Annotated in this window: 15 protein-coding genes; all 15 read right to left on the bottom strand. The window is 42.4% G+C overall.

The genetic code is table 11. The features are described from left to right. Positions 1-3: 3 nt before the first annotated feature. On the bottom strand, positions 4-1,206 hold the full coding sequence (locus SVI_RS02995) for a capsule biosynthesis protein (RefSeq protein ID WP_013049912.1): 1,203 nt from the start codon (positions 1,204-1,206) through the stop codon (positions 4-6). A 60-nt stretch (positions 1,207-1,266) separates the two neighbouring features. Continuing rightward, positions 1,267-3,528 (bottom strand): capsular polysaccharide biosynthesis protein, encoded by a 2,262-nt coding sequence (locus tag SVI_RS02990; protein ID WP_013049911.1) that lies wholly within the window; start codon positions 3,526-3,528, stop codon positions 1,267-1,269. 292 nt (positions 3,529-3,820) lie between these two features. After that, complete coding sequence (gene kdsB / locus SVI_RS02980) at positions 3,821-4,708, bottom strand: 3-deoxy-manno-octulosonate cytidylyltransferase (protein WP_083779877.1); 888 nt, start codon at positions 4,706-4,708, stop codon at positions 3,821-3,823. Between the two features lie 33 nt (positions 4,709-4,741). Then, positions 4,742-5,851: a glycosyltransferase gene (locus tag SVI_RS02975; RefSeq protein WP_083779876.1), complete on the bottom strand. Its 1,110-nt coding sequence runs from the start codon at positions 5,849-5,851 to the stop codon at positions 4,742-4,744. Between the two features lie 128 nt (positions 5,852-5,979). Then, the gene (glmM, locus tag SVI_RS02970) at positions 5,980-7,338 is read right to left on the bottom strand and encodes a phosphoglucosamine mutase (RefSeq protein WP_013049907.1); all 1,359 of its coding nucleotides are present in this window, start codon (positions 7,336-7,338) and stop codon (positions 5,980-5,982) included. Positions 7,339-7,797: 459 nt separating this feature from the next. After that, positions 7,798-9,780: a DUF6270 domain-containing protein gene (locus SVI_RS20635; protein WP_013049906.1), complete on the bottom strand. Its 1,983-nt coding sequence runs from the start codon at positions 9,778-9,780 to the stop codon at positions 7,798-7,800. A 73-nt stretch (positions 9,781-9,853) separates the two neighbouring features. Next, entirely contained in the window at positions 9,854-13,774 is a 3,921-nt protein-coding gene (locus SVI_RS02960) for a glycosyltransferase family protein (RefSeq protein WP_049791022.1), read from the bottom strand. 188 nt (positions 13,775-13,962) lie between these two features. Continuing rightward, positions 13,963-15,201 carry a UDP-N-acetyl-D-mannosamine dehydrogenase gene (gene wecC / locus SVI_RS02955; protein ID WP_013049903.1) on the bottom strand — a complete coding sequence of 413 codons (1,239 nt, stop codon included), beginning with the start codon at positions 15,199-15,201 and terminating at the stop codon, positions 13,963-13,965. Positions 15,202-15,282: 81 nt separating this feature from the next. After that, on the bottom strand, positions 15,283-16,440 hold the full coding sequence (gene wecB, locus SVI_RS02950; RefSeq protein WP_013049902.1) for a non-hydrolyzing UDP-N-acetylglucosamine 2-epimerase: 1,158 nt from the start codon (positions 16,438-16,440) through the stop codon (positions 15,283-15,285). A 16-nt stretch (positions 16,441-16,456) separates the two neighbouring features. Further along, positions 16,457-17,407: a CgeB family protein gene (locus SVI_RS02945; RefSeq protein WP_013049901.1), complete on the bottom strand. Its 951-nt coding sequence runs from the start codon at positions 17,405-17,407 to the stop codon at positions 16,457-16,459. Continuing rightward, complete coding sequence (locus SVI_RS02940) at positions 17,408-19,069, bottom strand: polysaccharide biosynthesis/export family protein (RefSeq protein ID WP_013049900.1); 1,662 nt, start codon at positions 19,067-19,069, stop codon at positions 17,408-17,410. It lies immediately after the preceding gene. Further along, entirely contained in the window at positions 19,066-20,322 is a 1,257-nt protein-coding gene (locus SVI_RS02935; protein WP_172634427.1) for a lipopolysaccharide biosynthesis protein, read from the bottom strand. Before SVI_RS02935 ends, SVI_RS02940 begins: the two co-directional genes overlap by 4 nt. Position 20,323: 1 nt before the next feature. Continuing rightward, the gene (locus SVI_RS02930) at positions 20,324-20,989 is read right to left on the bottom strand and encodes an ABC transporter ATP-binding protein (RefSeq protein WP_013049898.1); all 666 of its coding nucleotides are present in this window, start codon (positions 20,987-20,989) and stop codon (positions 20,324-20,326) included. Beyond that, positions 20,986-21,765, bottom strand: coding sequence for an ABC transporter permease (locus SVI_RS02925; protein WP_013049897.1), 780 nt, complete (start codon positions 21,763-21,765; stop codon positions 20,986-20,988). The genes SVI_RS02930 and SVI_RS02925 overlap by 4 nt, the downstream gene beginning before the upstream one ends. A gap of 867 nt (positions 21,766-22,632) precedes the next feature. Then, positions 22,633-24,114: a protein adenylyltransferase SelO gene (locus SVI_RS02920; RefSeq protein WP_013049896.1), complete on the bottom strand. Its 1,482-nt coding sequence runs from the start codon at positions 24,112-24,114 to the stop codon at positions 22,633-22,635. Positions 24,115-24,532 lie beyond the last annotated feature (418 nt).

Raw genomic sequence — 24,532 nt, 5'->3', positions numbered from 1 at the left:
ATTTTATTGTTTACCTTGTGCAGTGATCTTCTGGTAGGCACTCGCAACTAAGGGGGCAGAATTCTTGTAAAAATCACCGGGTACTTGGGTCTGCAGGCAAAGATAGGTTCTAAAGCGGGCAAACAGATCTTGATCTACACTGTAATTATCCCGCCAAAAACGGTCTAAACCATGCTCATAAGTGAGGCCATGGATATCATAGATAGATTTTCCAAGCACCACAGTAGGCAGATGATGCAATAAGGCCGAGAGCCCCACTGTGCTATTAACGGTCACCACGCCCTTAACATGGCGGTATACATCTGGAAGATTAAAATCATGGCCATAAAGCACACGCCCCTCTAAGCCTAACTCGGATACTAACTTGTCTATCAAGTCGCCATAATGAACGAAGCCTCGATTCTGCGGATGGTGTTTAATCAACAAGGCTTGATCGCTACTGGCATGAGCCGAAAATGAGCCTAGAACCTCGATGATGACTTGCTCTACGGACTCGAAGCGGGAATGGTCCCTCAGCTGAAAATCAACCTCCACCTGTAGAGGCAGTAAGAAAAACTGCCCATCGTAGCGACGAATAAAACGCCTGTAACGCGGAGGGTCCATAAGTTTTGACCACCACTTCTGAGCCAAACTTTTTATCCAGAAAACAGCTTCCTCTATGGTGGTCCAAGGTCTGTGATGAGCATATGAGGCAAATTGGTTTGCCGATAAACTCATCGCAAAATAGTAACGACCGGCGAACCAGGCTCGTAGACCAAAGGTGCTACCCACGCTTTTAACGCCTTGAATATTTTTGGTATCTTGGCAATCAATCTGGGGTAAGGCCTCTATGTTGTTGAACAATAAAGAGTTGGCGTTACAGCCTCCAAGCTCTAAGGTCACGAAACCTGATCTCAGATAACCTTCTTCGAAGGCCCAAAAATTAAGCCCAAGTTCGAGTGATACCTGATGAGCGGCCTTATGATATAAACGGCAATCGCCATAGACGGCTATGGAGTCTATCTTGTACCTCTCGATGTAGTCCCTGAGAAACTCAGGCCAATCTGCACAAGTTCCTGAGTAATCGACAATATGATCGGCGCCGCTATAGAGTTTATCGCCACCATTAAAATTTATCTTATGACAATCATGACCCATCGAAGAGAAATGAGCCGCTAACAAGTTAAAGAATGGCCCTAAAGGCCCCTGTAAAAACAAAATATTCATAAATATAAATTACTCAAAATGGCACGAAAATCCCCTAGGCGGAGAGCGATAACACAGGTCCTACATGCCATAGGCCTGATAAAAATATTTCACTTTTCTGCCTAGACGCGACCACCAAGAGCTACCTAGCTGCTGACCACGCTCGCCGAGCTGCTCATAACGTGCACGCTCTTCACTCAGTTGCTCAATTACACGTTCAGGCGTTGTTAGCAAGCCAGTAGACCAATCCACATACCTTGGGTAACTCACTAAAGTGGCATACACCAACTGAGACAAACTCAAGAGATTGGTTCGATCGCTAAACGTTAACGCATCCTCAGTGAGTCCCCATCCGGCATAAAAAGGTGATCCATAAGTGGTCACATTTTTATGTCGCAGTAGAGCCTCAAATCCGGTCAGAGAGGTAATTGTGCACACTCGATCGCACAGGGCTAACACGGACACGATATCCACATCGCTGAGGTAACGGTCGGCATATTGCAAGGCTGCCTGCTCGCCCAGAGCGCCTGGGCGAACTCCAGAATAGAGATCCGGGTGCTCCTTATACAAGATATAGGCCTGGGGATAATCGGACCTCACCTGGTGTAACAGTTGCAAATTAGTCTTAATCTGACCACGACTGGCTGCAATAGATTGATCTTGTTCAAACTGACCCGGTACTAAGATAATTTCCCGCTTGCCCGCGGTTGACTTGCTATCGCTACCTAAGTTAGCAAGCTCAGCTATCTCATCCAGTAGCGTACTCGCCGCCGATGTCTGGCCAACGTTATACTTACTCATGGCCCGCTCAACCAAGGATTGAGCTAGATGTTCGGCGCGGCGTGTATGGCTCTCATTCAGGCTGATGTTATTGAGCAGGTCTACAATATCAGACGGTCCATCTGGCGCGTAATACATGCCTTGCCTATCGATAACCAAACAAGAAGGGCGACGCAGATCGGCGCCCAGGCCCACCGAGCGAATAAAACCATCTTCCATAAACCAGACCGGGCAGCCTTGTTTCAACTCCTCAAGCCATGATCTTTGACGCTTACCCCAAAGCAATACCGAGCTTGTGCAGTTAGCCCTAGCGTCGGCTTTTATCAAGCTATCGAGTTTGTTCTTGTTACCGATAAACACCACTCGTCCGGCCATACGGCCTATGAAAGGCTTAATAAATGCCCTTTTCCACAAGGAGAAGCCGAAGGCATAACAGGTATCAACCCCATACTGGCCATCATTCAACTGCACAATAAGCCAATCGAGCAGGTCTTCGACTTCACAGGGAGCTTGAGTTTCCGGATTTAGATAATGAGGGTATTCAATCAATGCTGCAGCGATTAATTTAGCCAGAGACAAGGGCTTATTCACCGAATTAGCCCTACGCCTATGGCATACCTGCTTGTCTATGGTCAGTCCCCAACCCGCATAAAATGGCATGCCATAGCAATGTACAGGTAAACCATAGAGCAGGCCTTCGAAGCCAAGCTGAGACGTCACTGTATAGACACACTCAGACTTGGCCATGAGTTTGTCTATGCTGCAATCGTCACCCAACAGACGAACTCTAGGGTTTGAACAGGCGGTAATATCAAGAAAACCTTGCTTGCTGCCCTTGATCACATCTGGATGTGTCTTCAGTACAATCAATTGATTCGGATGAGCTACAAGCGCATCGGTAAGCATGGCGGCGAAGCGCTCGCGCCCTTCGCGTTCATCTTGCTCTGGCGTGTTAAGTGGCGAGCCCTCGGGTTTACTACCTACACCTTGGTTGACGGAGCAGTCCCCGAAGGTCTGATCCACCACTAAGATCACCGAGTGGGGCGCTTGCTCATCTAGCCAAGCTGGCAACTCACAACGCCTATGGTTGTATTTAGAGATCCCATGCTGAGTCCATAGCAATTGCAGCTTATTGGCTCGGCGCATATGTTCATCGGTAAACCAGTCATCGGCAGTGAGGCACAAGGCCTCTAAATCGCTCTGACTACGGGCATCATAATAGATCCCTGAACTGTCTTTAATCAGTGACAATCGCGGCGACTTGTCCAGCGGATGGCCTAAATATCCAATAAACCCATCTTCGAGACGTAAGTAGCTTAAGCCATATTTACCAGAAAACTGCTTCGCCTTCAGGGTATTGGCCTTATTGCCCCAGCCCAGCACAATATCATCTTGCTCTGGCAGGCTAGTTGGGCTCAGCTTCTTTATCTTGTATGAGCTAGCTGCGCCTGAGTCGCATTTTTCTGAGCCTGAATTTAACTCAGGGTCAAAGAATTTAGCTAAATGAGGATCCCTAGCAATGCCGCGAGAAGCAGTCCAAAGCTGATGTGTAACCTGAATCAATATGGATAATTCCTGTAATTAAACAAAGTCTAAGCATGTACTGCGAGAACGCTGCAAAGCAGCTTCGAGAGGCAACTTCGTTGCTGCGAGAAAACGAGAGCGGAACAGAGTTCGTTCGAGGAAAAGCTTTTGCTCTTTCTCGTTATCTCGTATTCTCGCTTTCTCGTATTCTCGCTTTCTCGTATTCTCGCTTTCTCGTATTCTCGCTTTCTCGCTTTCTCGTATTCTCGCTTTCTCGTATTCTCGCTTTCTCGCTTTCTCGTATTCTCGCTTTCTCGTATTCTCGAAGCATTTAAGCACAAACTGATGCATTAGCTTTCACTATTGCTCTAACCCTTTGCAGATCAGCTGGAGTATCGACACCATGACCGGGGGCATCATCGACACAAGCTACCTGAATATGGATACCATGCCACATAGCCCTAAGCTGCTCCAAGCGTTCATACTTCTCAAGTTCAGTCTCAGGTAAGGCACTTAAAATTTTGAGAGTCTCAACACGATAACTATACATGCCTATATGCCTGAGCCAAGGTCCAAAGTCGCCACCAATGCAAGCTTCCTCATCGGCATTAGCCGTTATCGATGCTGGCATAGGCTGGCGTGAAAATAGCATAGCTTTTCGATTGATATCTGTGACTAGTTTTACATAATTAGGATCCACCAGTTCGGACTGGCTCTTGATAGCACAGGCTAAGGTTGCCATTCCAGCCGCAGAAGAACTCGCCAGCGTTGAGGCTGTCAGCTTAATCAAATCGGCTGTAACCAGGGGCTCATCTCCCTGTAAATTAACCACTATCTCATCGTCATGCCAATCGAGTAAAGATACTACCTCGGCGCATCGCTCGGTACCACTAGAGTGAGAGTCTGACGTCATTAAGACTTGGGCACCAAAACCTCTGGCTACCTCACAAATCTGCTCACTGTCCGTAGCGATAACGATATTATCTTGGCCAATGTTAGTTTCTAATGCCCGCTGATATACATGCCATATCATGGGCTGATCACAGATAAGCGCTAAAGGCTTACCTGGCAAACGTGTCGATTTCATTCGTGCAGGTATTATTATTTTATAATTTGGTGCTTTCAGGGGAGACTCCTTAACCACAAAAACTAAATAGTGATAAATGTAAGGTGTACTAGATTTGAATGAATGTGTATGGGGGAACAGATGATTAAACATCCAACTTAACTCACCGTAAGGTGAAATATATGCCTATGTTTTAAAGACCATATCCTTAAAAAATAGGATTGGTTTAAGATAAAGCTTGCGTAACTTCCGCCGAAATGTTCGCTTTATCACCACATTATCAGCCCACTTAAACAGGCCCGGATAATTCTCAATTGGGTAACCGTTCTGAATCTGGTTCGACTCCATCCATGATGTAAAATTGGCATTAAGATCAGCAACTACCTTACCTGTTACTTTACACGATGCTTGTAGCGAATTTGTACTTTCAAGGGTTACCGTTTGTTGGATAAGCCTAACTTGGCGTAATTTATCACTGAGTAACTTATCGTTAACCACACGACGCTTATGATAATGATGAGTTAGCGGTCTTGAGTGCCACAAATGCACTAAAAAACGTCCTTCAAATAAATGCTGCAACGCATACAAACTAAAATATCTACGACAGCCCAGATATCCTCCAGGATGCTGCCCCTTGATATTATCAGCGTAATCTGCTGGAAATGAACTTATAGGGTAATGCAGACACAACTTATGGATAAGCCCAAAGTCTTCACCACCATGACCAATAAACTCAATATCAAAACCACCTAGCTGTAAAAACCAATTGCGATTGAGCAACAGACAACTGCTTGCAAGGGCAATGCCTTCAGCCATGTCGTTGTGGCCTTGCATAAATGAATCAAGATACGCATTAAAGTCACTTTTAAAATTAACTGTTGCCTGCTGGCTTAAATACAAACAAGGGTACATTTCAAACGCAAAAGGGCCGATAGTTGCAAGCTTGTGTACTCTGGCTTTCAATTGGGAAAATAACTCAGGAGCAACAGCCAAGTCAGCATCGATAAAAAATATATAGTCGCTTTTTGCCACTGTGACAGCATGATTTCTGGCTTGACCAGCAGAGTAAGTGTCGTTATCGCTTTTGACTTGTTGTACAACAACTAATGACGACTCTAATTGACGTATAACTTGACTGTATTTATCGCTTATGACGCCAGTGACATGCAAAATCACCTCACAATTGGCCAGCGAACAAAGTTCAGTTAATAATAAGCTGAGCCGAGCATCGAAGGGCAAATACGAACGTTCGGTAAATGGCACAATGAATGAAACCAAAGGGAGTACACTTTGCATAGGTAATTAACATCCTAGATAAAAAACTGCCAACTGTGCGCGGGGGTTAATTATTAATACCAAGAACAATAGAACTAGAACTAGAACTAGAACTAGAACTAGAACTAGAACTAGAACTAGAACTAAAATTAACTGCCAGCGAGTTGAACCGCCTCCGCTATATACTCAGCTTTAGCTCGAGTCAGTAATGGATCTTTAGCTTCAACCATCACCCGTATAAGTGGCTCGGTACCAGATTTACGCAGTAAAACGCGGCCATTAGTACCTAGGGAACGCTCGGTCTCATTTACTGCATTCTTTACAATATCTGACAGCAATACATCATCCGCTTGCTTATCGCTCACACGGACGTTAATCAATACTTGAGGTAACTTGGTCATTCCAAGTTTGAGCTGAGCAAGCCTTGATCCTGATTCAAGCATAGCCTTAAGTACTTTTAGCGACGCGATAATACCATCACCGGTTGTTGTGTGGTTTAACGCTAGAATATGACCTGAGTTTTCACCACCAAGTTGCCAGCCATGTTTAAGTAACTGCTCAACGACGAACTTATCACCCACATTGGCACGCACAAAAGGAATATTAATGGCTTGCAGTGCCAACTCCAGGCCGAGGTTCGACATAAGTGTACCAACAACGCCAGTCTTTAAAGTGCCGTTAGCTTGCTGCGCCCGCGCCAGGATATACAGGATCTCATCACCATCGACTACTGCACCGCAATGATCGACCAACATGACTCGGTCAGCATCGCCATCAAGGGCAATCCCAATATCGGCCTTATGCTCAAGTACTGCTTGCTGCAAGCTATGCATATGGGTCGCACCGCATTCATGATTAATATTAATGCCATTAGGCTCAACATGAATCGCTATGACCTCTGCGCCCAGCTCACGATACACAGCAGGAGCAACCTGATAGGCTGCACCATTAGCACAATCTATGACAAGTTTAAGACCTTTGAGAGACAGTTTAGTTGGAAAAGAACCTTTGCAAAATTCAATATAGCGACCAGCAGCATCGTCTATGCGGCGCACCTTGCCCAGCTTACTCGACTCAACACACTGCATGGCATTATGATTCAAGGCCTTATCCAGCAGGTCTTCTATTTCCTGCTCTTGAGCACAAGTGAGCTTAGTGCCATTTTTAGAAAAAAATTTAATGCCATTATCATAAAATGGGTTGTGGGATGCACTGATAACAACACCGGCATTAGCCCTAAAGGTTGAGGTCAAATAAGCAATTGCAGGAGTAGGCATTGGGCCAACTAGGGCGACATTGACACCCGCGGCAGACAAACCAGCTTCAATTGCAGATTCAAGCATATAGCCACTTGATCGAGTATCTTTACCTATCAGGACTTCCTGAGTGCCATTGCCGGCAAGCACTTTACCGACAGCCCAGCCAAGCTTAAGAGCAAAGTCTGGGGTGATCGGAAAATTACCAACCTTGCCGCGAATACCGTCAGTACCGAAGTATTTTTGATTCATTATTTACCTATTATAGGTTTATTGTAACTTTGGAGGTTATTGGAATATCTTTGAGGGTAAAACAACAGCATTGACAGAACGTTAATCATACAGGTCTTATGATAGAAATATATCAGAGGATATAGATGATACTAATTCACTAAAAATCTTCAACGAAAAAAATTAAATATGCTAAAAAAATCGCGTTTCACACTCATTCACACTGAGTTTTGACTGATAATTGTATTGAGAAACTTTTCATAATAAGTACTGTAGTCACTGCTGAATAATAAACTATTAAAACAATGATGCTAGTCCAAATAAATAAACGGATATATAAGAAATAATCTTACTTCATCTTATGATCAAACTAAACCAAACCAAACTAAAATAACATTACAAATATCAGACTTAATAGTAACGTTGCGTTAAAACATATAACCATTAAATTTAAGACTCGCACAGTAATAATCAAACGATTTAAATAAGTCTAGATTTATTTACCCACCTATTTCCATGTACATCCATAGCAAAGCCAACGACTTCGATAGACTCATAACTTTCTGGTAACTTAAACACAGCCATATTTAAGTTATCATACCCTCTAATATCATTCTTAACTCCATCAACAATAAAATAAAAGGCAAATTGATACTTCCCATTCACAGACTCATTAAATCTGATACTACACTCGACACAGCCTTTGTCGACAGATGAAACAACACTCCACTCGCTATCATCTAAAACTAACGCCTCAAAAAAAGGAGGAGTGTTATGAAAATAATCACCTAAGCGAAGTTTTCTTTCTATATCTATTGGGGGGGAACCAGAAAACAAATCTAATAACACTTGCTTTATAACCTGTGTATCTGGGGCTGCGAGACCGTCGCCCCAGTCACCAAAATAGGCAACATTACGAGCTTCTCTTGACACAAATGTGCAATCACTCGATCTTAATGGAGTTAACTCTCTCAAAAATGGAACTGCATGAACATTAGTATGCCAATCAGATTGGTTCTGGAAATATATTATTGAAATATTCTCTTTATAGTCTAAACCCTTTAACTTGTAATCTATTTTTAATGTGTCTAGAATTTCATTTATTTTATCGAGGCCACTATCACCTTCCCCAAAAAAACTAGGGAATCCAACTCTCATATACTGTTCAACGAATGTATAAACATATTTTGTAATTGTTGTTTGAGGGTTCCAGACAAAAATAGAAGCTTTACTTCTAATATTTTTAGCTACTGCAAGAGAGGCAAAGCCGCCACCTGAACCACCAAAAATAACCAAGTCCACATTATAGGCTTCAGCAATTGAGTCTACCAACACTGAAATAGACCTTAAGCAATTTGGAAACTTCTCATTTCCTGCATACCATGCAAGAGGTAAATCATCACATAGATTAAGAGTGGGATCAGAAATCGCCACGAGTGGTATACCTAACTCGCTTGATATACTCAGTCCTGAGAAAAATGGTCCTTTCTTACCTGACGTATTTGAAACGGCACCACTAAAGGAAATAGCTAGCCTTCCTTTTTCATTGGTATCCTGACTAGCACCAATCAAATGAGAATTTTTTAAAAATATAGCGACTTCATTCCCATCATTAAAAACAACTTTATTCATTCCCTCAACAGCACGGCCATTCAAAATATCATCAATACTTTTTATAGATACTGGTTCAGAAGAGGTTGATTTATGAACGTTTACATTTTCCGAATCATCACAAAGTCTAGAGTAAATATCATTTAGCTTCCTTCCCATCTCAACGTATGCTTCATCGATATAATGCATTGGACTAAGCCCCCATTTATGTGAGGATGACGCAATATTTAAAGATTCATCAAAACCAATAAACTGCTTAGCTTTAAAGTCTACTGAAACTCTATTGTAGATCCGCTGCAAATATTTATTTACAATATCGATTGAGTTAGAATGAAATAAGTCACCAAAATCATTTCCGTTCTCTATTACATGAGCCCAAAAAAGTTTATTTATAACCACTTTATTTCTAACGTCTAAAGAATCAACGACCTTCAAAAACTTTTCCCAACCAGCCTCCCACAGATCATACATTTCATCTGAAAAAGGTTTAATTACTCGACCAGATAATTTCCTAGTATCGAAACCACTAGAGATAAGTTCAGAAGATATTGTACACCGAGATCCATCATCAAAAATAAATAGTGAATGTCTCTCCATATAAAAATCAAGTAATAAAATATCAAATTCTTCAGCATCAATAAAATCAATTAAACACTTATCCAAATCAGTCCTGACCATTCTACGTTGAAAATTTGACTTTATATTATCACTCCATATATCCTTGACGGGTGTTTGACTAAACGAACTTGCATAGGAGCTCCTAGCATAATACCCAACCAAGTCGTAGTTTTCAGCATCGATGAAATCAAAAATATCACGACTGACACACTCACCATAAATAAATATCTTCAAAATAAAATCTCTTAAAAAAAGGCAGATAAAAAATGGAAAAATACGAGAATAGTTAAACATTACAGATAGAGAATCAACGTAATAAACTTAATTCATGATCAATTATTTTTTTATGTGACAGCTGATACCCAACCCGCTTCGTACAGTTTTGACTCATTCTCGAAAATAAATTTTTATCCTTATATAGGCTTGTTAACCCCTCAGCCATCTTAATATAATCATTATCCTCCGCAAGAATGCCACATTCTTCATCAACAAATTCTGGGATAGCCGCAACAGCATTGGTTATAGGCACCAGCCCCGAAGCCATGGCCTCATCTCTAGAAACCCCCTGTGCATCCATACGTGTTGGCGTTAGAAAGATACCGTAGTCCTTATGCAGCTCAGCAATCTCACTTTGTTTCAAAAATTTCCTTTCGATAATCACATTTTTGAACTCCCTTAAAGGCTTCAATATTTCATCAAACAGAGGCCCATCACCAATAATTCTGAATTCTAATTCATCAAAGAAAGATTCTTTACTCAACTCTAAGATAGCCTTTACACTAAGATCATTTGCATATTTTGCTGAAGCATAAGGCCTAATTGATAATATTTTTAATCTCTGCTGTGGATCTTTTTCTACATAGTTAAAAATATCTGTATCAATAGGATTATGAATAATAGAGTATTTCCCATCAGGTAATCTTAATTCTAAATCTTCCATTACTTCTTCTGCGAAATATTTTGAAACAAAGATCAGATGCAGATTTGATGGTACAATTTTAAGTAGTTCTCTCCAAAATTCAAGTCGTTCCTCACTGTCCTTCTTTGCCTTGCGGATTACATCTGTTGATGCATTGATGTAATTGTATTCCCGACGATGAAATGGCTGAACCTCTGCACCATGGACCCAAACTAATACTTCTATATTGTTAAAATTTTTAAGAATATCCCACATATGGCTATCTAAGAAATGGACTAGTACCTTTTTGTAGCTTCCTTTAGCTAACAAATCCAGTAGTTGTTCTTGGCCCCCTTCAGTAACTCTTATCCCCTCGAATTCATCATATTTGGTTGCGGTTCCCAGATTTAATTTGTAAATGTCACATTGAACATCTAATTCTTTATATGCTCTAACGCGACTATGAACAAATCCATTTCGATATAGATTGTCATAACTTGGATAGTGGTTGGTTAAAATAAGAAATTCATTGGTACCAAGTTGATCAATCAATGTATCGGGCTTTTCCTCAAGATAAAAATTACTTATCTCAGAGTTACCACCAGCGTATACCCGCAGAGCAGGGCGTAGGAAAACCGCATCTTGTGGGATAATAATTTCTGAATTTTTGTTAGCTGAAAAAATGGTATGGCTGAGTCGTTGCTTATTAATATCCAGAAACAGCATCACCATTTGCAGGTTTAGTCCTGGACTGGTTTCAAGATGTAGTACCAGCTTGCCACCTTTAGCATTTAATTCAGCCGCAGAAAAATCCTTACTGGAATACCAGTACTCATGTTTGCCATCAGGTAACTGAGAGGCTATTTGCAACTTACCATTGGCCAGAGCCGATACACACTGACTGTCGCGTCCTGGTTTGAAGCATGCTGATAATTCTGCAGGCTTTATGGTTTTTAATTTACTGATATCCAATGCAGCTGGTGCCATAAGTTCTGCTTTGACCTGTAGTTCAGCCAAATTCATCCCTGTATTAATACCCGCAGGAGATTGAAACTCAGGTAATGCTTCACAATGGCCCATGCCATTCATGCAGTAGCTAAAGCTATCAATACTAAAATGGGGCCCATCCGCCTTCCAAGTGTATAAGGACGGTAACCACTGTCGAAGACTCATAACTGGCAGCATAGAAGCAGCCATCAGACTTTGCCTTAGAGTTAAACCTGACACCTGCTCGTATTCAGCCTTAGGGTAGCTCTTAACAAGATTTTCTTGCCAGCGGTAGTAAGCCTTTTTCCCTATAACTTTATGGTCTGTATAACGAATGGCCAGCACCAAATCGGTGAGGTACTCCTCACCATAAAAGTCTTCAGGAACCATCACTGATACCCAACTATCTTCAGCCCATTTATCCAGAGCAATAGAGTCAGCCTCGATTGGTGTAAGCAGGTGGACATCATTTTGATCCTGCAGCCAATCTGGTACAGATTCAAAACCAGATATGACCACAGTCAGGAATTTATGGTCATAATTTTGGCACTGAAAACTTTGATAAATATATTCTAATGCCTCAGGTGTTTTTGCATAAGACAATACCTGTACTTTTGGATGCACTGCCAGCATTTTAGTGTTAGCCAATTTGCTATGAATGTAGTTTAGTCTGTCTTGATAGGTGTGCTCAGACATCACTTTTCGCAGAGCTAACAATCTAAATTGTTTCAGCTTCAGCTCATCACCAGTTAGCTTTGTTAGACGGCGGACAATTTCTTCGCCTGAGTCGCTGGTAAATACCAGCTCTCCGAACATAAGTCGCATCCCATGGGAAAAATTACTTACAGTGACAGTATTGGAAGCCAAGAGCTCAAACACCCGTCTAGCAAACATGGACTGAGACTGTTTGATAGAATTGAGGTTGATGGCGTAATTATAGCCCTTGTATGCCTTGTCAATTTGATCATAAGACAGAGTGCCCACAATAAATGGTTGGTACTCCTCCGGAAACATATAGTTGGGGTCATTCTTGCCAAAGTTCCTATCATATATCTCAATATCCCGATATTCAGGCAAGGTAAATACGAAATTATTCAGGTCTTTGGTACGTTCTGGATATTTAACATAATAAGCACCAGCAAAACAAAACTTATCTTGGCGTTGATATTTTTCTACCGGATTATGCAGTTTAGGCTGAGCCGCAAACGGTAAAAAATATACTTGATTATGCCCTAATGCCTTCTTGTAACGGCTGATACAGTCAATATCTGTGGTAAAAATATGATCAAACAACTTGGCAGTATTTAGGAAATTCTCAAAATGGATGGGATCTTCCTTGTTCCAGAACATGGTAGTTACTCGGTTCTCCTTACACCATTGAACTATATTAACCAGCTCCTGACTGGTGTGGCCAACCTTGTTGCCCCACAATTCATCCTTGCCGCGCCAAGCAGATTCTATAAACAACATATCCGGCGTAAATGCCTCTAACTCAGCCTGCCAGTTGTCGGGGGTTAGTTGTAGTAATACCGCTTCGGGTGCATAGCATTCATAGGTAAAGGTATCCATCACACACGCAATTTTTAGACCTTTTAGTTTAGAAGCATCACTGAGAACCGGCAGGTATTGCAACTCCCTTTTTAGATTTAGTAAGTCTTTCTCTTGCTCTGGAGGTGACACGAGAAGGATCTTATTTTGCAGTGTTTTCTCTTCAAGTATGCCACGTTTACGTTTGGCTTCCGCACGGATTCTGAGCAAGTCACGAGGCAAGGAGAACAGGTTACGCCAACTCTTAGTGGAGTTAATAAGGCTGTGACCTAATTTATAAGAAAGATGATTTTTCACTTTGACTATTTGATATTTCCCATCCAATAACTGCTGATCCAACTTAGTTTGTTCCAGCTGCTTTTCTCCTAAGGAAATACGATTTTTCAGGTTGTTGCGTTTAAGCTCTGTCATGCTAATTTGATCGGCCATCTGCTTAGATTTAGCGATATCTAGTTGCTGCTGCAGGTATTTTAATTGCTGCTGAACTTCTTCAGGTTGCAGCTTGAGCTCTTCTGTCTTTGGGTTCAATTGTTCCCTTTCACCCAGCTGTTGCTTAAAACTTGCATGAGATTCGATGACATGCCGGTATTTTAGCCTTACTTCATTGAGTTGTTTTTTTAGCTCGAAAACTTCCTCTTCCTGTTGTAGTTCATTGTTTATATTCTGTTGAATATATTTTAAATTTAACTCAGATTTCTCTTTGGTATTTGATAACGAAGAGTCTATGGAATTTAATACGTTCTTTCTATTTCTCTTAGCGATTTTTTTAGCTATGCGAGGATTAGTTTTTTTCATGGATTTACTTTATTATATTTGGCAAGGTAATAACGTATATGATAATTTCAAAAAATTAATAGATTCACCACCGTTACCTACTAGTGTCACGTTGGGATAAACTATAACTCATCATATAATCATTTATCACTCAAAAATATGGCCGCGTTTTCAGCCGGTTAATTTTGGACAATTATTATTTAGTGATGTTATTTAGCATTAACAAAGTCCAGTTTATTTAGGCTCGTCACCATACCAACAAACTCTTTATGCTTAACTAATACAGCAACAAGATCTGCTTGCTCTACAGCATCTTTAAAAGGTGTAAGCTTAATATTTTCAAGGCTACTAAACTTAGCCGGTAATTCGTCAATATTTGGCTCAACAGCTAAGATGTTATAGCCTTTTATTGCTAATGCTTTGGTTATTTCTAAGGCAGGGCTTTCACGTAAGTCATCAATATCAGGCTTAAAGGCTAAGCCTAAGCAGGCAATTTTCGGGTTATCTATACTTTTAACAGCATCTTCAATTTTATTTATCACCCACTCAGGCTTAAAATCATTAGTTTTACGAGCTTGATGTATAAGCTTAGCCTCATCTGGGTTTTGGTTGACTATAAACCAAGGGTCGACCGCTATGCAGTGACCACCTACTCCGGCACCTGGCTGTAAGATATTGACTCTAGGATGAAGATTAGCAAGTTCGATAAGCTCCCACACATCTATACCTTGTTTGTCACAGATCATCGACAACTCATTGGCAAAAGCAATCTGTACATCACGGCTGGCATTTTCCGTTAGCTTTGCCATCTCAGCAGTACGGGCATTGGTCGCAATGCAGTTACCTTTATGAACAAACATCTTATATACGGCCGTTGCCGCATCGGTACTCGCTTGGTCCATGCCACCGATGACACGATCATTTTCAACAAGTTCACGTATAACTTGTCCAGGCAGTACACGCTCAGGGCAGTGAGCTACCAGAATATCAGCAATTTCACCTTCACCTACTGTTTGCGGGAAGCTTAAGTCTGGCCTGACTTCATGTAACCAGGCCGCCATTTTTTCAGTTGCACCTATCGGAGAAGTAGACTCTAAGACAACTAGGTTGCCTTTAACAAGCTTTGTGGCTAAAGCTTTAGCCGCAGCCTCAATGTATTTAAGATCTGGCTCATAGTCGTCACCTTTAAATGGCGTAGGTACGGCAATTAAAAATGCATCCGCTGGCTGTGACTCTGTATGAGCTGTTAGAAAACCAGCTTCAACTGATGTTTTGACTAGCAGTTCAAGACCGGGCTCAACAATGTGAATTTTGCCTTGATTGATGCAGTTAACTACATATTCACTCACATCGACACCTTTGACGCGTATACCGTTACCAGCAATGACTGCAGCTGTAGGAAGACCTATATAGCCTAAGCCAACAATAGAAATGGTATTGAATTTCATGGTATTTCTCTTTCAGATTTGTGGCACTTAGTCATATCGTTAAGAGCCAATATTTACTAAATGCTTTAAGGTGGCAGTTAATTAGGCAACGATTTTACTGTCTATATGGGTTACAAGTGCACCATCGGTTCCGAGTATTGCATCAACAATATGCTGACTTGTTTTACCGTCACCATAGGGGTTGTTTGCATGACTCATTACCTGATAAGCCAGCTCATCATCTAATAAGCGGGTTGTCACCGCGATAATGGTCTTGTGACAAGTACCTACCAATTTGACGGTCCCAGCTTTAACTGCAGCCGGCCGCTCGGTAGTATTACGCATACAAAGAACTGGTTTTCCGAGTGTTGGGGCTTCTTCTTGTATCCCACCTGAGTCGGTAAGAATGAGGTAACACTTCTTCATCAGATAAACGAAGGGCAAATAATCTTGTGGTTCAATTAAGAATATATTATCTACGCCTTTTAAATTACGATTTACAGGCTCTTGTACATTGGGATTTAAGTGAACGGGGTAGACAATTTGAACATCATCTCGAGTCGCTAGTTCACCTAGTGCTTTACAGATATTCTCAAATCCATCACCGTGATTTTCACGGCGGTGCCCCGTAACAAGAATGAGTTTTTTATTCGGATCGATAAATGAAAACTTCTCAATCAGCTCTTTATTCATCTCCATGCAGCTATCAAGTTTTTCTGAAACCATTAACAGTGCATCGATAACTGAATTACCAGTAACAAAAATACTCTCTGGATCTACATTCTCTAAAATTAGGTTTTTGAGTGACCCCGTTGTCGGAGTGTAATGTTGATCGGCTAAACTACCGGTTAATCTACGCATACCTTCTTCAGGCCAAGGAGAATATAAATCTCCCGTACGTAAACCGGCCTCGACATGACCCACAGGGATCTGCTGATAGTAAGAAGCTAATGTTGCAGCAAAAGAGGTCGCGGTATCTCCATGAACAAGAACACGATCAGGCTTTTCAGCAGCGAGTATTGGTTTTAACTTCTGTAAAATTGCGGTAGTTATATCTGTAAGGTCTTGCCCTGGTTTCATGATATTTAAATCATAATCCGGTTTTATTTCAAATAACTCCAATACTTGGTCTAGCATTTCACGGTGTTGACCCGTTACACACACTATTGGGGTGATCTTTGGGTTGGCAATCATTGCCTCAATGACTGGACACATCTTGATGGCTTCAGGTCTAGTGCCAAAAACGAGCATAACTTTCATTTAATAGTCCTTTATTTTAAGTTAATTTATTCAAGAACCTGATAAAACAACTCACAGAGTAATGTTCAACTAGCTCCTGATATTCAATTATGGTTGTTTGATCATCAGATAATTTCAAATAAGCACTCTCTAGTTCGTCTGCTGAACTCACTTGATGCACATATTGGCTTAGAAAATGTTTTCCTTTAAAATTGGTCAACTCAATGACATTTGTACCGCAGGCGAGTAATTCTATGAGCCTTCGACTTATCATGGTTTCGGAACCATCACAGGTATTAACATTTAAATGGGCTAAACCTGACTGGTAATATGATTTAGAATCTATATATTTAAACCCTGTTTTCCTGGCTATATTTTTACTTAACTCCCAACTGTTATCACTATGTTCAAAACGATCAAATACCACCAATTTACTGCCTAGTGTTGTGGCAGCCATCTCAAGCTGTTGAGCCCTTAGTGGAAATTCGTTTTTGTAAAGGCCGCCACAAAATATAATTTTTCGACTTAATACTTCTAATCTTTTTCCTATCTCGGGATTGTGAATCCTTGGTTGGAAAAAGAATGCTTGATTGGCTACCATCTTTAGATGTGGAAATGTCTGTTTATAATGTTTTACTAATTCTTTTTCTGTAGTCAAGCAAACATCAAAGTATTCTATATTGTGTTTGAATCGGTCATAGTGAATTGGATCTTCCTTATTCCAAAATACTGTCGGTATTTTTTTTTGCCTACAATAGCTAGTCAGCTGTTTTATCGTTTTACACTTGGAATGGTTAGAATAGCTAGCAATCATATTCCGCCACTGGCCATCATTACCTTGCCAACATGATTCTATTAATAAGATATCCACCGGTTTAAATATCAGTTGTATTCGCCACAACTGTGGCGATAAAGCAACAATATCGATATTAGGTTCGAGTGCCAGTGCTACATGAGTAAACTGGTCGGCAATTAGTCCTATTCTCATTTACAGTGCCAACACCACGGCGGTAGACATGGCCAGTTGGTAAATCAGCTGAGTGATGTCTTTGGTGAGTTGAAACCCCTTGAAGTCAGGCTTGGCGAGCACGAAAATTTCATCTCCGGGTTCGATTTCACTTTCCTCATCGAGCAGATCATTCATATCGACAAAGCTGCCATTAGGTTTCATCACTAATACGTTCATGTCGTCGATATCTTTAGTCGCACCACCGGACTTATCAATAAAGTCCATGATGCTCATGCTGTCGTTATAGGCGATGGCGGTGGGAAACAGGACTTCACCATGAATCATCACCAGGTTACGTTTAGCCGGGATCACTATGGTATCGCCCTGGTTGAGAATGATCTTGCTGGCATCATAGCCCTCAGATAACAGCACTTGCCCCTTGGGCTCGGCTTTTCTCGCCTTGGCGACCCACTGCAATATCACCTCGGCCTCGGCCTTGCGCAACAAAGCAGCCTCCTTGGTCTCGGAACGGGCCGTCAGGACGCTCTGCTCCAGCGCAGTTAATGAGGCCTGCAACATATCCTTTTGCCTCTGAGCCACCGATTTACGATAGAGCTGTATCGCCTGCTTGTTAGATAAGCGGCTATATTCAATTTTACCCTGTAGATCAGCCAAGTTGGCCCCCCAGGGCAAGACTATCTCTTTGGCCGAGTTGTGCTCGCCGATGAGTTCGATGCTGATGCTAGTTGCTCTAAGCTGGGAGGTTACCTTGATAAGTGCTCCCGCCTGCAGCCTGATGTTAGCAATCTGGTTGATCGGGTATTGTCTGGCCTCAACTTTACGTATGCCGTTACTACTATTGCTGCTGCGTTCTGGGGCGATAATGGTTATATGGGTAGCATCTTCGTCCATTACCACAGCATCGAGTACGCTCTGCAGGCTTTCATGCTCAGTCAGTTCATACTTGCCGCTAAAACCGACTTCGCCTTCAAGGGTAACTTCGGCCTGCTTGGGCCCGACAAAAATAACATCGGCATCTTGCAGCTGCATAGCCGGCATTTCACCTTTTTGTAAGAAGGCATATAGGTCTAGCTGGTATTTTTGCTTATTATTTCGCTTCACTTGGATCTGACGGTAGCTCCCCATATCTTGGCGTATGCCACCAGCCTGATCGATAAAGCGCAGCACGCTATCGGCGCTTTGTCCTTCATATAGGCCAGGCTTTACCACCATACCCGATAGGAATATCTTTACCTTTTGGCTTGAAACCAGCGAAACATATACTTCTACATTTGATTTATAGACACGCTTAACACTCTTTAGTATCACATGGTTCAAATCGGCATTCTTTACGCCTAATACCTTTATTGGACCCACTTTGGGAATAAAAATATTACCTTGTGCATCGACGGGGATTTCAGCTTGATGATCTATGCCGCCCCACAACTGAACTAAGAGGTTATCGCCTTGACTGATGCGATATTCGGGGTTTATTGCGGAAAATGCCTCACCTTTAAAACCACCTTTGAATAACCAATTACCATATCTCTGGTTTTCTGTGGATTGGGTGATGCTCTGCTGCTGTTGGTCAGCTACATCGGCCTGCATTGCCGTAGATGCTGTTGCTGTATGGCTAAATACACTTAGGCTAAGACTAAAGCTGCATAACAGCCCTATTATTGTTTTCAATTTATTGTTCATTCTTTATGCTCCTTAATCACAGACGCGATTAAGCGGCCCACTAGATAGATGAGTATGATTGCGACAAACCAAGTAAAGATGCTGTAGAGGCGTTGAGGGTACTTTTCCTGCTCGGCCAATTTTGGCCGCTCGACAACGAGCAGATACTTAAGGTTCTTAAAGGATTCTGCTCGAATTGCCTGTAAGCTAGCCAGGGCTGACTTATATAGGTCGGTAGCAAGCAGGGCATTGAGCTCCAACTCCTTAAAGTCCACATTGACCTTATTGAGTGCTAGCTGATCTTGGTTTGTGAGCTTAAGCTTCTCTTCGTTAAGTTGCTGCTCTAAGGCTGCAACCTGAAACTCTTTACTTTTTATCTCGGCGGTGTCGGAACGCATATAAGCTTGCAATGATTTCAGCTCAGTTTTCTGCTTTATGATGGCTGACTCTAGCCCGTTTACGGCTTCGACCAGAGCTGCACTTTTAATCTCTGGGTTGTATAGATTATTTTCATCCTGAAATTTCAGTAAGCTGACCTGTTGTCGCTTTAACTCATCGTAGGCCCTATGTACTTCACTCTGTGCATACTGCCTCTGTTGAACAGCCATCCCCTCACCAAGCTGATTAATAAAGGTTTCACTGGTTGATAGTACTGCTTTAGCAAGCTTAAGGGAGAAGTCTGCATCGAAACTTTGCACCTCTATCAGTAAGATCTCAGACATCTCGTTATATACAGCTTTAATATGCTTTTGATAAAACTCGATATACTCCTCTTGAGTGCTATCGGCTTTTAGTCGACTTAAGATATCCCACTGGTTTTGCTGGAAGTGGGCTTTAAGATTTAACAGATCATCCAATGCCAGAGCCATCTCGGAGGAAAGAATATACTCCTGCAAAATTAACGCATCTCTAGTCGAGGGGGATGATGTGCCGATAGCGGCTAAGCCTATTACTGGTATGTCACTGCTACTGACCTGTTTAACGACAAACTGCACTTGACTCACATACCTAGGTGACGCGATGACACTGTAATAGATGATCACTAGCAGTGATGCCAACACCACGAAAGCAAAAGATCCCATCTTAGCTCGGGTGAGATAGACAGTCTTTTGCGCCCCAACATAAGCTTTAGAGTCGGCTAAAAATAGTTTGGGATCACGTTTTAGTTTTCTTATTTTACGCTGAAGTGGAGTTAGTGACTCACTTTTTACTTTTTGCTGGGCCTTTGACTTAGCAATGGCTGCGTCATCATTTTGTAATTGATTAATTGACATATTATTTGACGTAAACCTCTTGGTATTCCTGTATAGCATCATCCACATTTTCAAAAAAATATAAACCTTGGTTTTTAATGACCACCCCAGAATCACAAAACTTTTTCAGCCCGACAATGGAGTGATTCACCATGATCAACTTGGTCTTGTCATACTTATCCAGCAGCATTTGTTCACTCTTCTTGCGAAAGTTGGCATCACCCACAGCCCCCAGCTCATCAATAAGCAGCACATCGAAGTCAAAATCGAAGCCCATGGTGAGACCAAAAGTGATACGCGAGCGCATGCCACTGGAATAAGTCTTTACCGGTTCATCGAAAAACTTGCCAATTTCGGCAAAATCTTGCACCTGTTGCTCTATAGGCTTAGTGTTTTTGTAGCCATGTATTCGCGCCACGAAACGTACATTCTCTCGGGCTGTCATAGAGCCTTGTAGCCCCCCTTGTAGCCCTAGTGGCCAGGAGATATTTTTCTCCGAATGTATGCGGCCAGAATTTGGCATATCCGCGCCGCCCATCATGCGAATTAAGGTCGATTTACCCACGCCGTTCGGACCTAATATAGCTACATTTCGGTCTGTAGGCAGACTGATGTTTAGATCTTTAAACACATAGTGACGCCCCTGTTTAGTCGGGTAATACTTATTTACCCCTTCGAAATGGATCATGTGATTAGAAACCTCATTCGACTTAGATGAAACATTGCGAGCCCTAGGCTAAAACTCACTAATGCCAATAGGCTGAGATACAGCCAGCTGCCGATAGGAGTGGTATAAGCGCTAAAAGATGCATCACGACCCAGCTCTATGGCATGAAATACTGGATTCCAGTCAAACAGATACAAATACTGGGGCGGGATACTGGTGGCGCAAAAGAAGATACCGGAGACAAAAAACATCGGCATGGTGATCATGCCGACCAGCTTGCTAGTGTCTTTCCAATAGCTCGCGGCAGTACAAAAGATTAACCCTATCCCTACGGAGAAAATAATCAGCAAGCCACTTGCGGCCAGTACTCCCAGCAAGTCGTCGGGCAGTACCTCGAAACCAAGCCAGGCCATAAATGCAAAAATAATCAGATACACCACCAAATAGGTTGCCACTTCTATCAGCACTCGAGTGATAACCGGGTCGATAGCCGACACTTGTCGGTAGCTAAGCAAGCCCTTGTTCGATTCGACCGCGGCCGTGATTTGGGTCAAGAGTTTAGTAAACAAGCTAAAGGGCAGCTTGCCGGTAAACAGAAACAGGGCGATGGGAATATTGGCCACGCTACTGCGCCCCATCAAACTAAAAATCAGCCCCAAAATGGCGACTTGACCTATGGGCTCCGCCAGCGCCCAGAAATACCCTAGGCGATTCGAGCCGAAGCGGGTTTTAATTTCTCGCATCATCAAGGCGTGCACGGTATCGACCATGATCTGTATCGAGCTTCGCTTTCTCATTTTTGACTCATCTAGTTATTCACTCTAGCGGCGGCACAAAAGCGGCGGCACAAAAGCGGCGGCTAACGGATATAGGCACTTGATTGGTTTACTGACTAAGCAATAAGGCTTAGGCATAGCTACCGCACGCCCCGAGATCTTGACTGGGGATAATGGCAATACTGGATAACCATGTAAGCATCAGTATTAATTGTGGAATTTAAGATTAAAAAAATAAAAGCTAAAATTAAATTCGTTGAGAACAGCAGTCATACTTCAGCGCCGAGCCCAAAAAGAGCGCAGCAAGCTGATAGGCAATACTCGTGAAGAGAACAACCAGATTAATAAAATGAGAAAACTAACCAACTACCAACAAAAAAAGCCAACATGTTTCTTACTAGACGCATCATCCCGATGCAGGTGTTCTCAATTAGCTGTGAAAGCTTTTGAGTTCATCCATGTTTCGACACAATCTAACACCTACAATTCACATTTTCTACACCGAATTACAAGTTGTTACGTATGTGAGCTAATGTGTAACAGTTTATTTGTGGGGGAAAAATCAAAAAACGAGGAGATATAGAGATAAACAATTGCAAAGGCGGAAATATAAGTGATAAACACTGATTGACATCAGGATTTAAGGTCAATCGACTAATTTAACGATGAATTAAAAAAACAAGCTGTCCGATTATATCTTGAACGCTCAATACCGTATAAACACCAATGAGCATACTAATGTCAAATTCAAGCTGACATTAGTATTAAATAGGGGAAGTGTTATTAACAATCTAACAAGCTGACATTTCTAGTGAAAATCTAACATTCACCAGGAATGTTAGATTTATACCGACTAACTCTTAGGGAATTTCAACATAGTATCTAGCATTAAGTACCGCAATAACTGGTGAAACGACCAAAACTCGCGGGAGCGGGTTTGGCATATTCCTCGGCTCCATCTTGTGGTGTATATGGATTGGCGAGTATCCCAATCAATTGCTCAAATGGCTGGTAGTCTGCGCGCTGCTCTGCCGCTTCGATGGCATACTCAAGCTGATGGTTTCTAGGAATATACATTGGATTTACCCCATCCATCATGGCAACGCATTCAGACATTGGCAGGCTTGCTCGTGATAAGCGCGCCATCCATGACTCCCGCCACTGGATAAACCTATCGGCATCATTAAATAACTGATCACTCCCATGGCTTTGGCCCTCAAGATCTCTGGCGAGTTGACGGAACATCTGAGTAAAGTCCACCTCTTGCCCCACCATAGACTCGAGCAGTTGCTCGCAAAGGGCTAAATCGCCTTCCTCCTCGTTAGATATTCCCAGTTTTGCTCGCATACCCGTTAGCCAATAACCTTGATACACATCCATAAACTCCGTGACTGCTTGGGTAGCTTTCGCCACTGCCACTGCTTCATCATCGCTTATTAAGGGCAGCAAGGTTTCGGCTAATCTAGCCAGGTTCCACTGTGCTAAAACAGGCTGATTATTGTAAGCGTAACGTCCGTCTCTATCTATTGAGCTAAATACGGCTTGGGGATCATAGTCATCCATAAAGGCACAGGGGCCATAATCTATGGTCTCGCCGCAAATCGTCATATTGTCGGTATTCATCACACCATGAACAAAGCCAACCAGTAACCAGCGAGCGACTAACTCGGCTTGCTTGTCACAAACCGCACAAAGAAAGTCCAGATAAGGTTGTTGGCTGATTTTTAGCTGCGGGTAGTGACGCTCAATGGCGTAGTCGGCCAGTTGTTTAACCTTGTCTTGCTCACCGCGGGATGAGAAATATTGAAAGGTGCCAACACGTATATGGCTAGCGGCGACGCGAGTCAAAACAGCTCCTGGCAACTCCTGTGTACGCATGATCTGCTCGCCGGTAGTGACGACAGCTAACGCCCTGGTGGTGGGAATCTTGAGGGCAAACATAGCTTCACTGACCACATACTCGCGCAGCACTGCACCTAGCGCAGCCTTGCCATCACCCCCTCGTGAGAATGGCGTCCGCCCAGACCCCTTAAGTTGAACATCTACACGATTACCGTCTTTATCTAACACTTCTCCCAACAATAACGCCCTACCATCACCCAACTGAGGGCTAAAGCCGCCAAACTGATGTCCGGCATAAACTTGTGCTAGCGGACTGGCACCGATTGGCGATTGGCTCCCCGAAAGAACCTCGGCTAATTGCCCAGGATTAGTATTGCTAAGACCTATGCTATGGGCCAATGAAGTATTTAACTTCACCAGTTCAGGCTGTGGCGCTTTGGCCCCCTGGCAGTCAGCATAAAAACCCTCTAGTTTTTTTGCGTAACTGTTGTCGAAACTTAAGCCCAGATCTATTTTCACACTGCTCATCGTTATTCCCATGCCCAAGAGGCAAAAGTATTCTTTAAACCATAAGCTCTACTTTACCCCAATCAGCATAAAAAGGTGATCTAGGTCGGAGTTTTCCTATGTTTGAGCCTTTTACATCTGCTTGCTAGCAAAGGGAGCGAGAAGGCGAGATAGCGAGACAACGAGAAAGAGAGAAAAAGAAAAATATTTTCCTCGAAGCAACGAAGTTGCGTTCTCGCAGTGAGCTTGCGAACGTCCTCGCAACTCGAAGCCGCTTGCGGCGCTCTCATGACACGAAGCAAAGCGAGATAGCAATTAAAAACAAACTTAAACCTTGTACCAGATGAGTATTAATACAAGCCCACCAGCCTTTACCCTTTGAAACAAAAAACAATAAACCAACAACAAGAAATCAATAAAACTCATAATTATTTACAAA

This window comes from Shewanella violacea DSS12, from assembly GCF_000091325.1.
In the GTDB taxonomy this organism is placed as follows: domain Bacteria; phylum Pseudomonadota; class Gammaproteobacteria; order Enterobacterales; family Shewanellaceae; genus Shewanella; species Shewanella violacea.
The sequence above is the reverse complement of the archived record's forward strand: the minus strand, read 5'-3'. Positions and strand labels throughout refer to the sequence as shown.

What these genes read in the sequence shown, in the direction of transcription:
- SVI_RS02995 (WP_013049912.1), bottom strand. Translation starts at nt 1,206, where the DNA reads ATGAATATTTTGTTTTTACAGGGGCCTTTAGGGCCATTCTTTAACTTG.
- SVI_RS02945 (WP_013049901.1), bottom strand. Translation starts at nt 17,407, where the DNA reads ATGAGAATAGGACTAATTGCCGACCAGTTTACTCATGTAGCACTGGCA.
- SVI_RS02940 (WP_013049900.1), bottom strand. Translation starts at nt 19,069, where the DNA reads ATGAACAATAAATTGAAAACAATAATAGGGCTGTTATGCAGCTTTAGT.
- SVI_RS02935 (WP_172634427.1), bottom strand. Translation starts at nt 20,322, where the DNA reads ATGTCAATTAATCAATTACAAAATGATGACGCAGCCATTGCTAAGTCA.
- SVI_RS02920 (WP_013049896.1), bottom strand. Translation starts at nt 24,114, where the DNA reads ATGAGCAGTGTGAAAATAGATCTGGGCTTAAGTTTCGACAACAGTTAC.
- SVI_RS02930 (WP_013049898.1), bottom strand. Translation starts at nt 20,989, where the DNA reads ATGATCCATTTCGAAGGGGTAAATAAGTATTACCCGACTAAACAGGGG.
- SVI_RS02925 (WP_013049897.1), bottom strand. Translation starts at nt 21,765, where the DNA reads ATGAGAAAGCGAAGCTCGATACAGATCATGGTCGATACCGTGCACGCC.
- wecB (WP_013049902.1), bottom strand. Translation starts at nt 16,440, where the DNA reads ATGAAAGTTATGCTCGTTTTTGGCACTAGACCTGAAGCCATCAAGATG.
- wecC (WP_013049903.1), bottom strand. Translation starts at nt 15,201, where the DNA reads ATGAAATTCAATACCATTTCTATTGTTGGCTTAGGCTATATAGGTCTT.
- SVI_RS02975 (WP_083779876.1), bottom strand. Translation starts at nt 5,851, where the DNA reads ATGCAAAGTGTACTCCCTTTGGTTTCATTCATTGTGCCATTTACCGAA.
- glmM (WP_013049907.1), bottom strand. Translation starts at nt 7,338, where the DNA reads ATGAATCAAAAATACTTCGGTACTGACGGTATTCGCGGCAAGGTTGGT.
- SVI_RS02960 (WP_049791022.1), bottom strand. Translation starts at nt 13,774, where the DNA reads ATGAAAAAAACTAATCCTCGCATAGCTAAAAAAATCGCTAAGAGAAAT.
- kdsB (WP_083779877.1), bottom strand. Translation starts at nt 4,708, where the DNA reads ATGTTTAATCATCTGTTCCCCCATACACATTCATTCAAATCTAGTACA.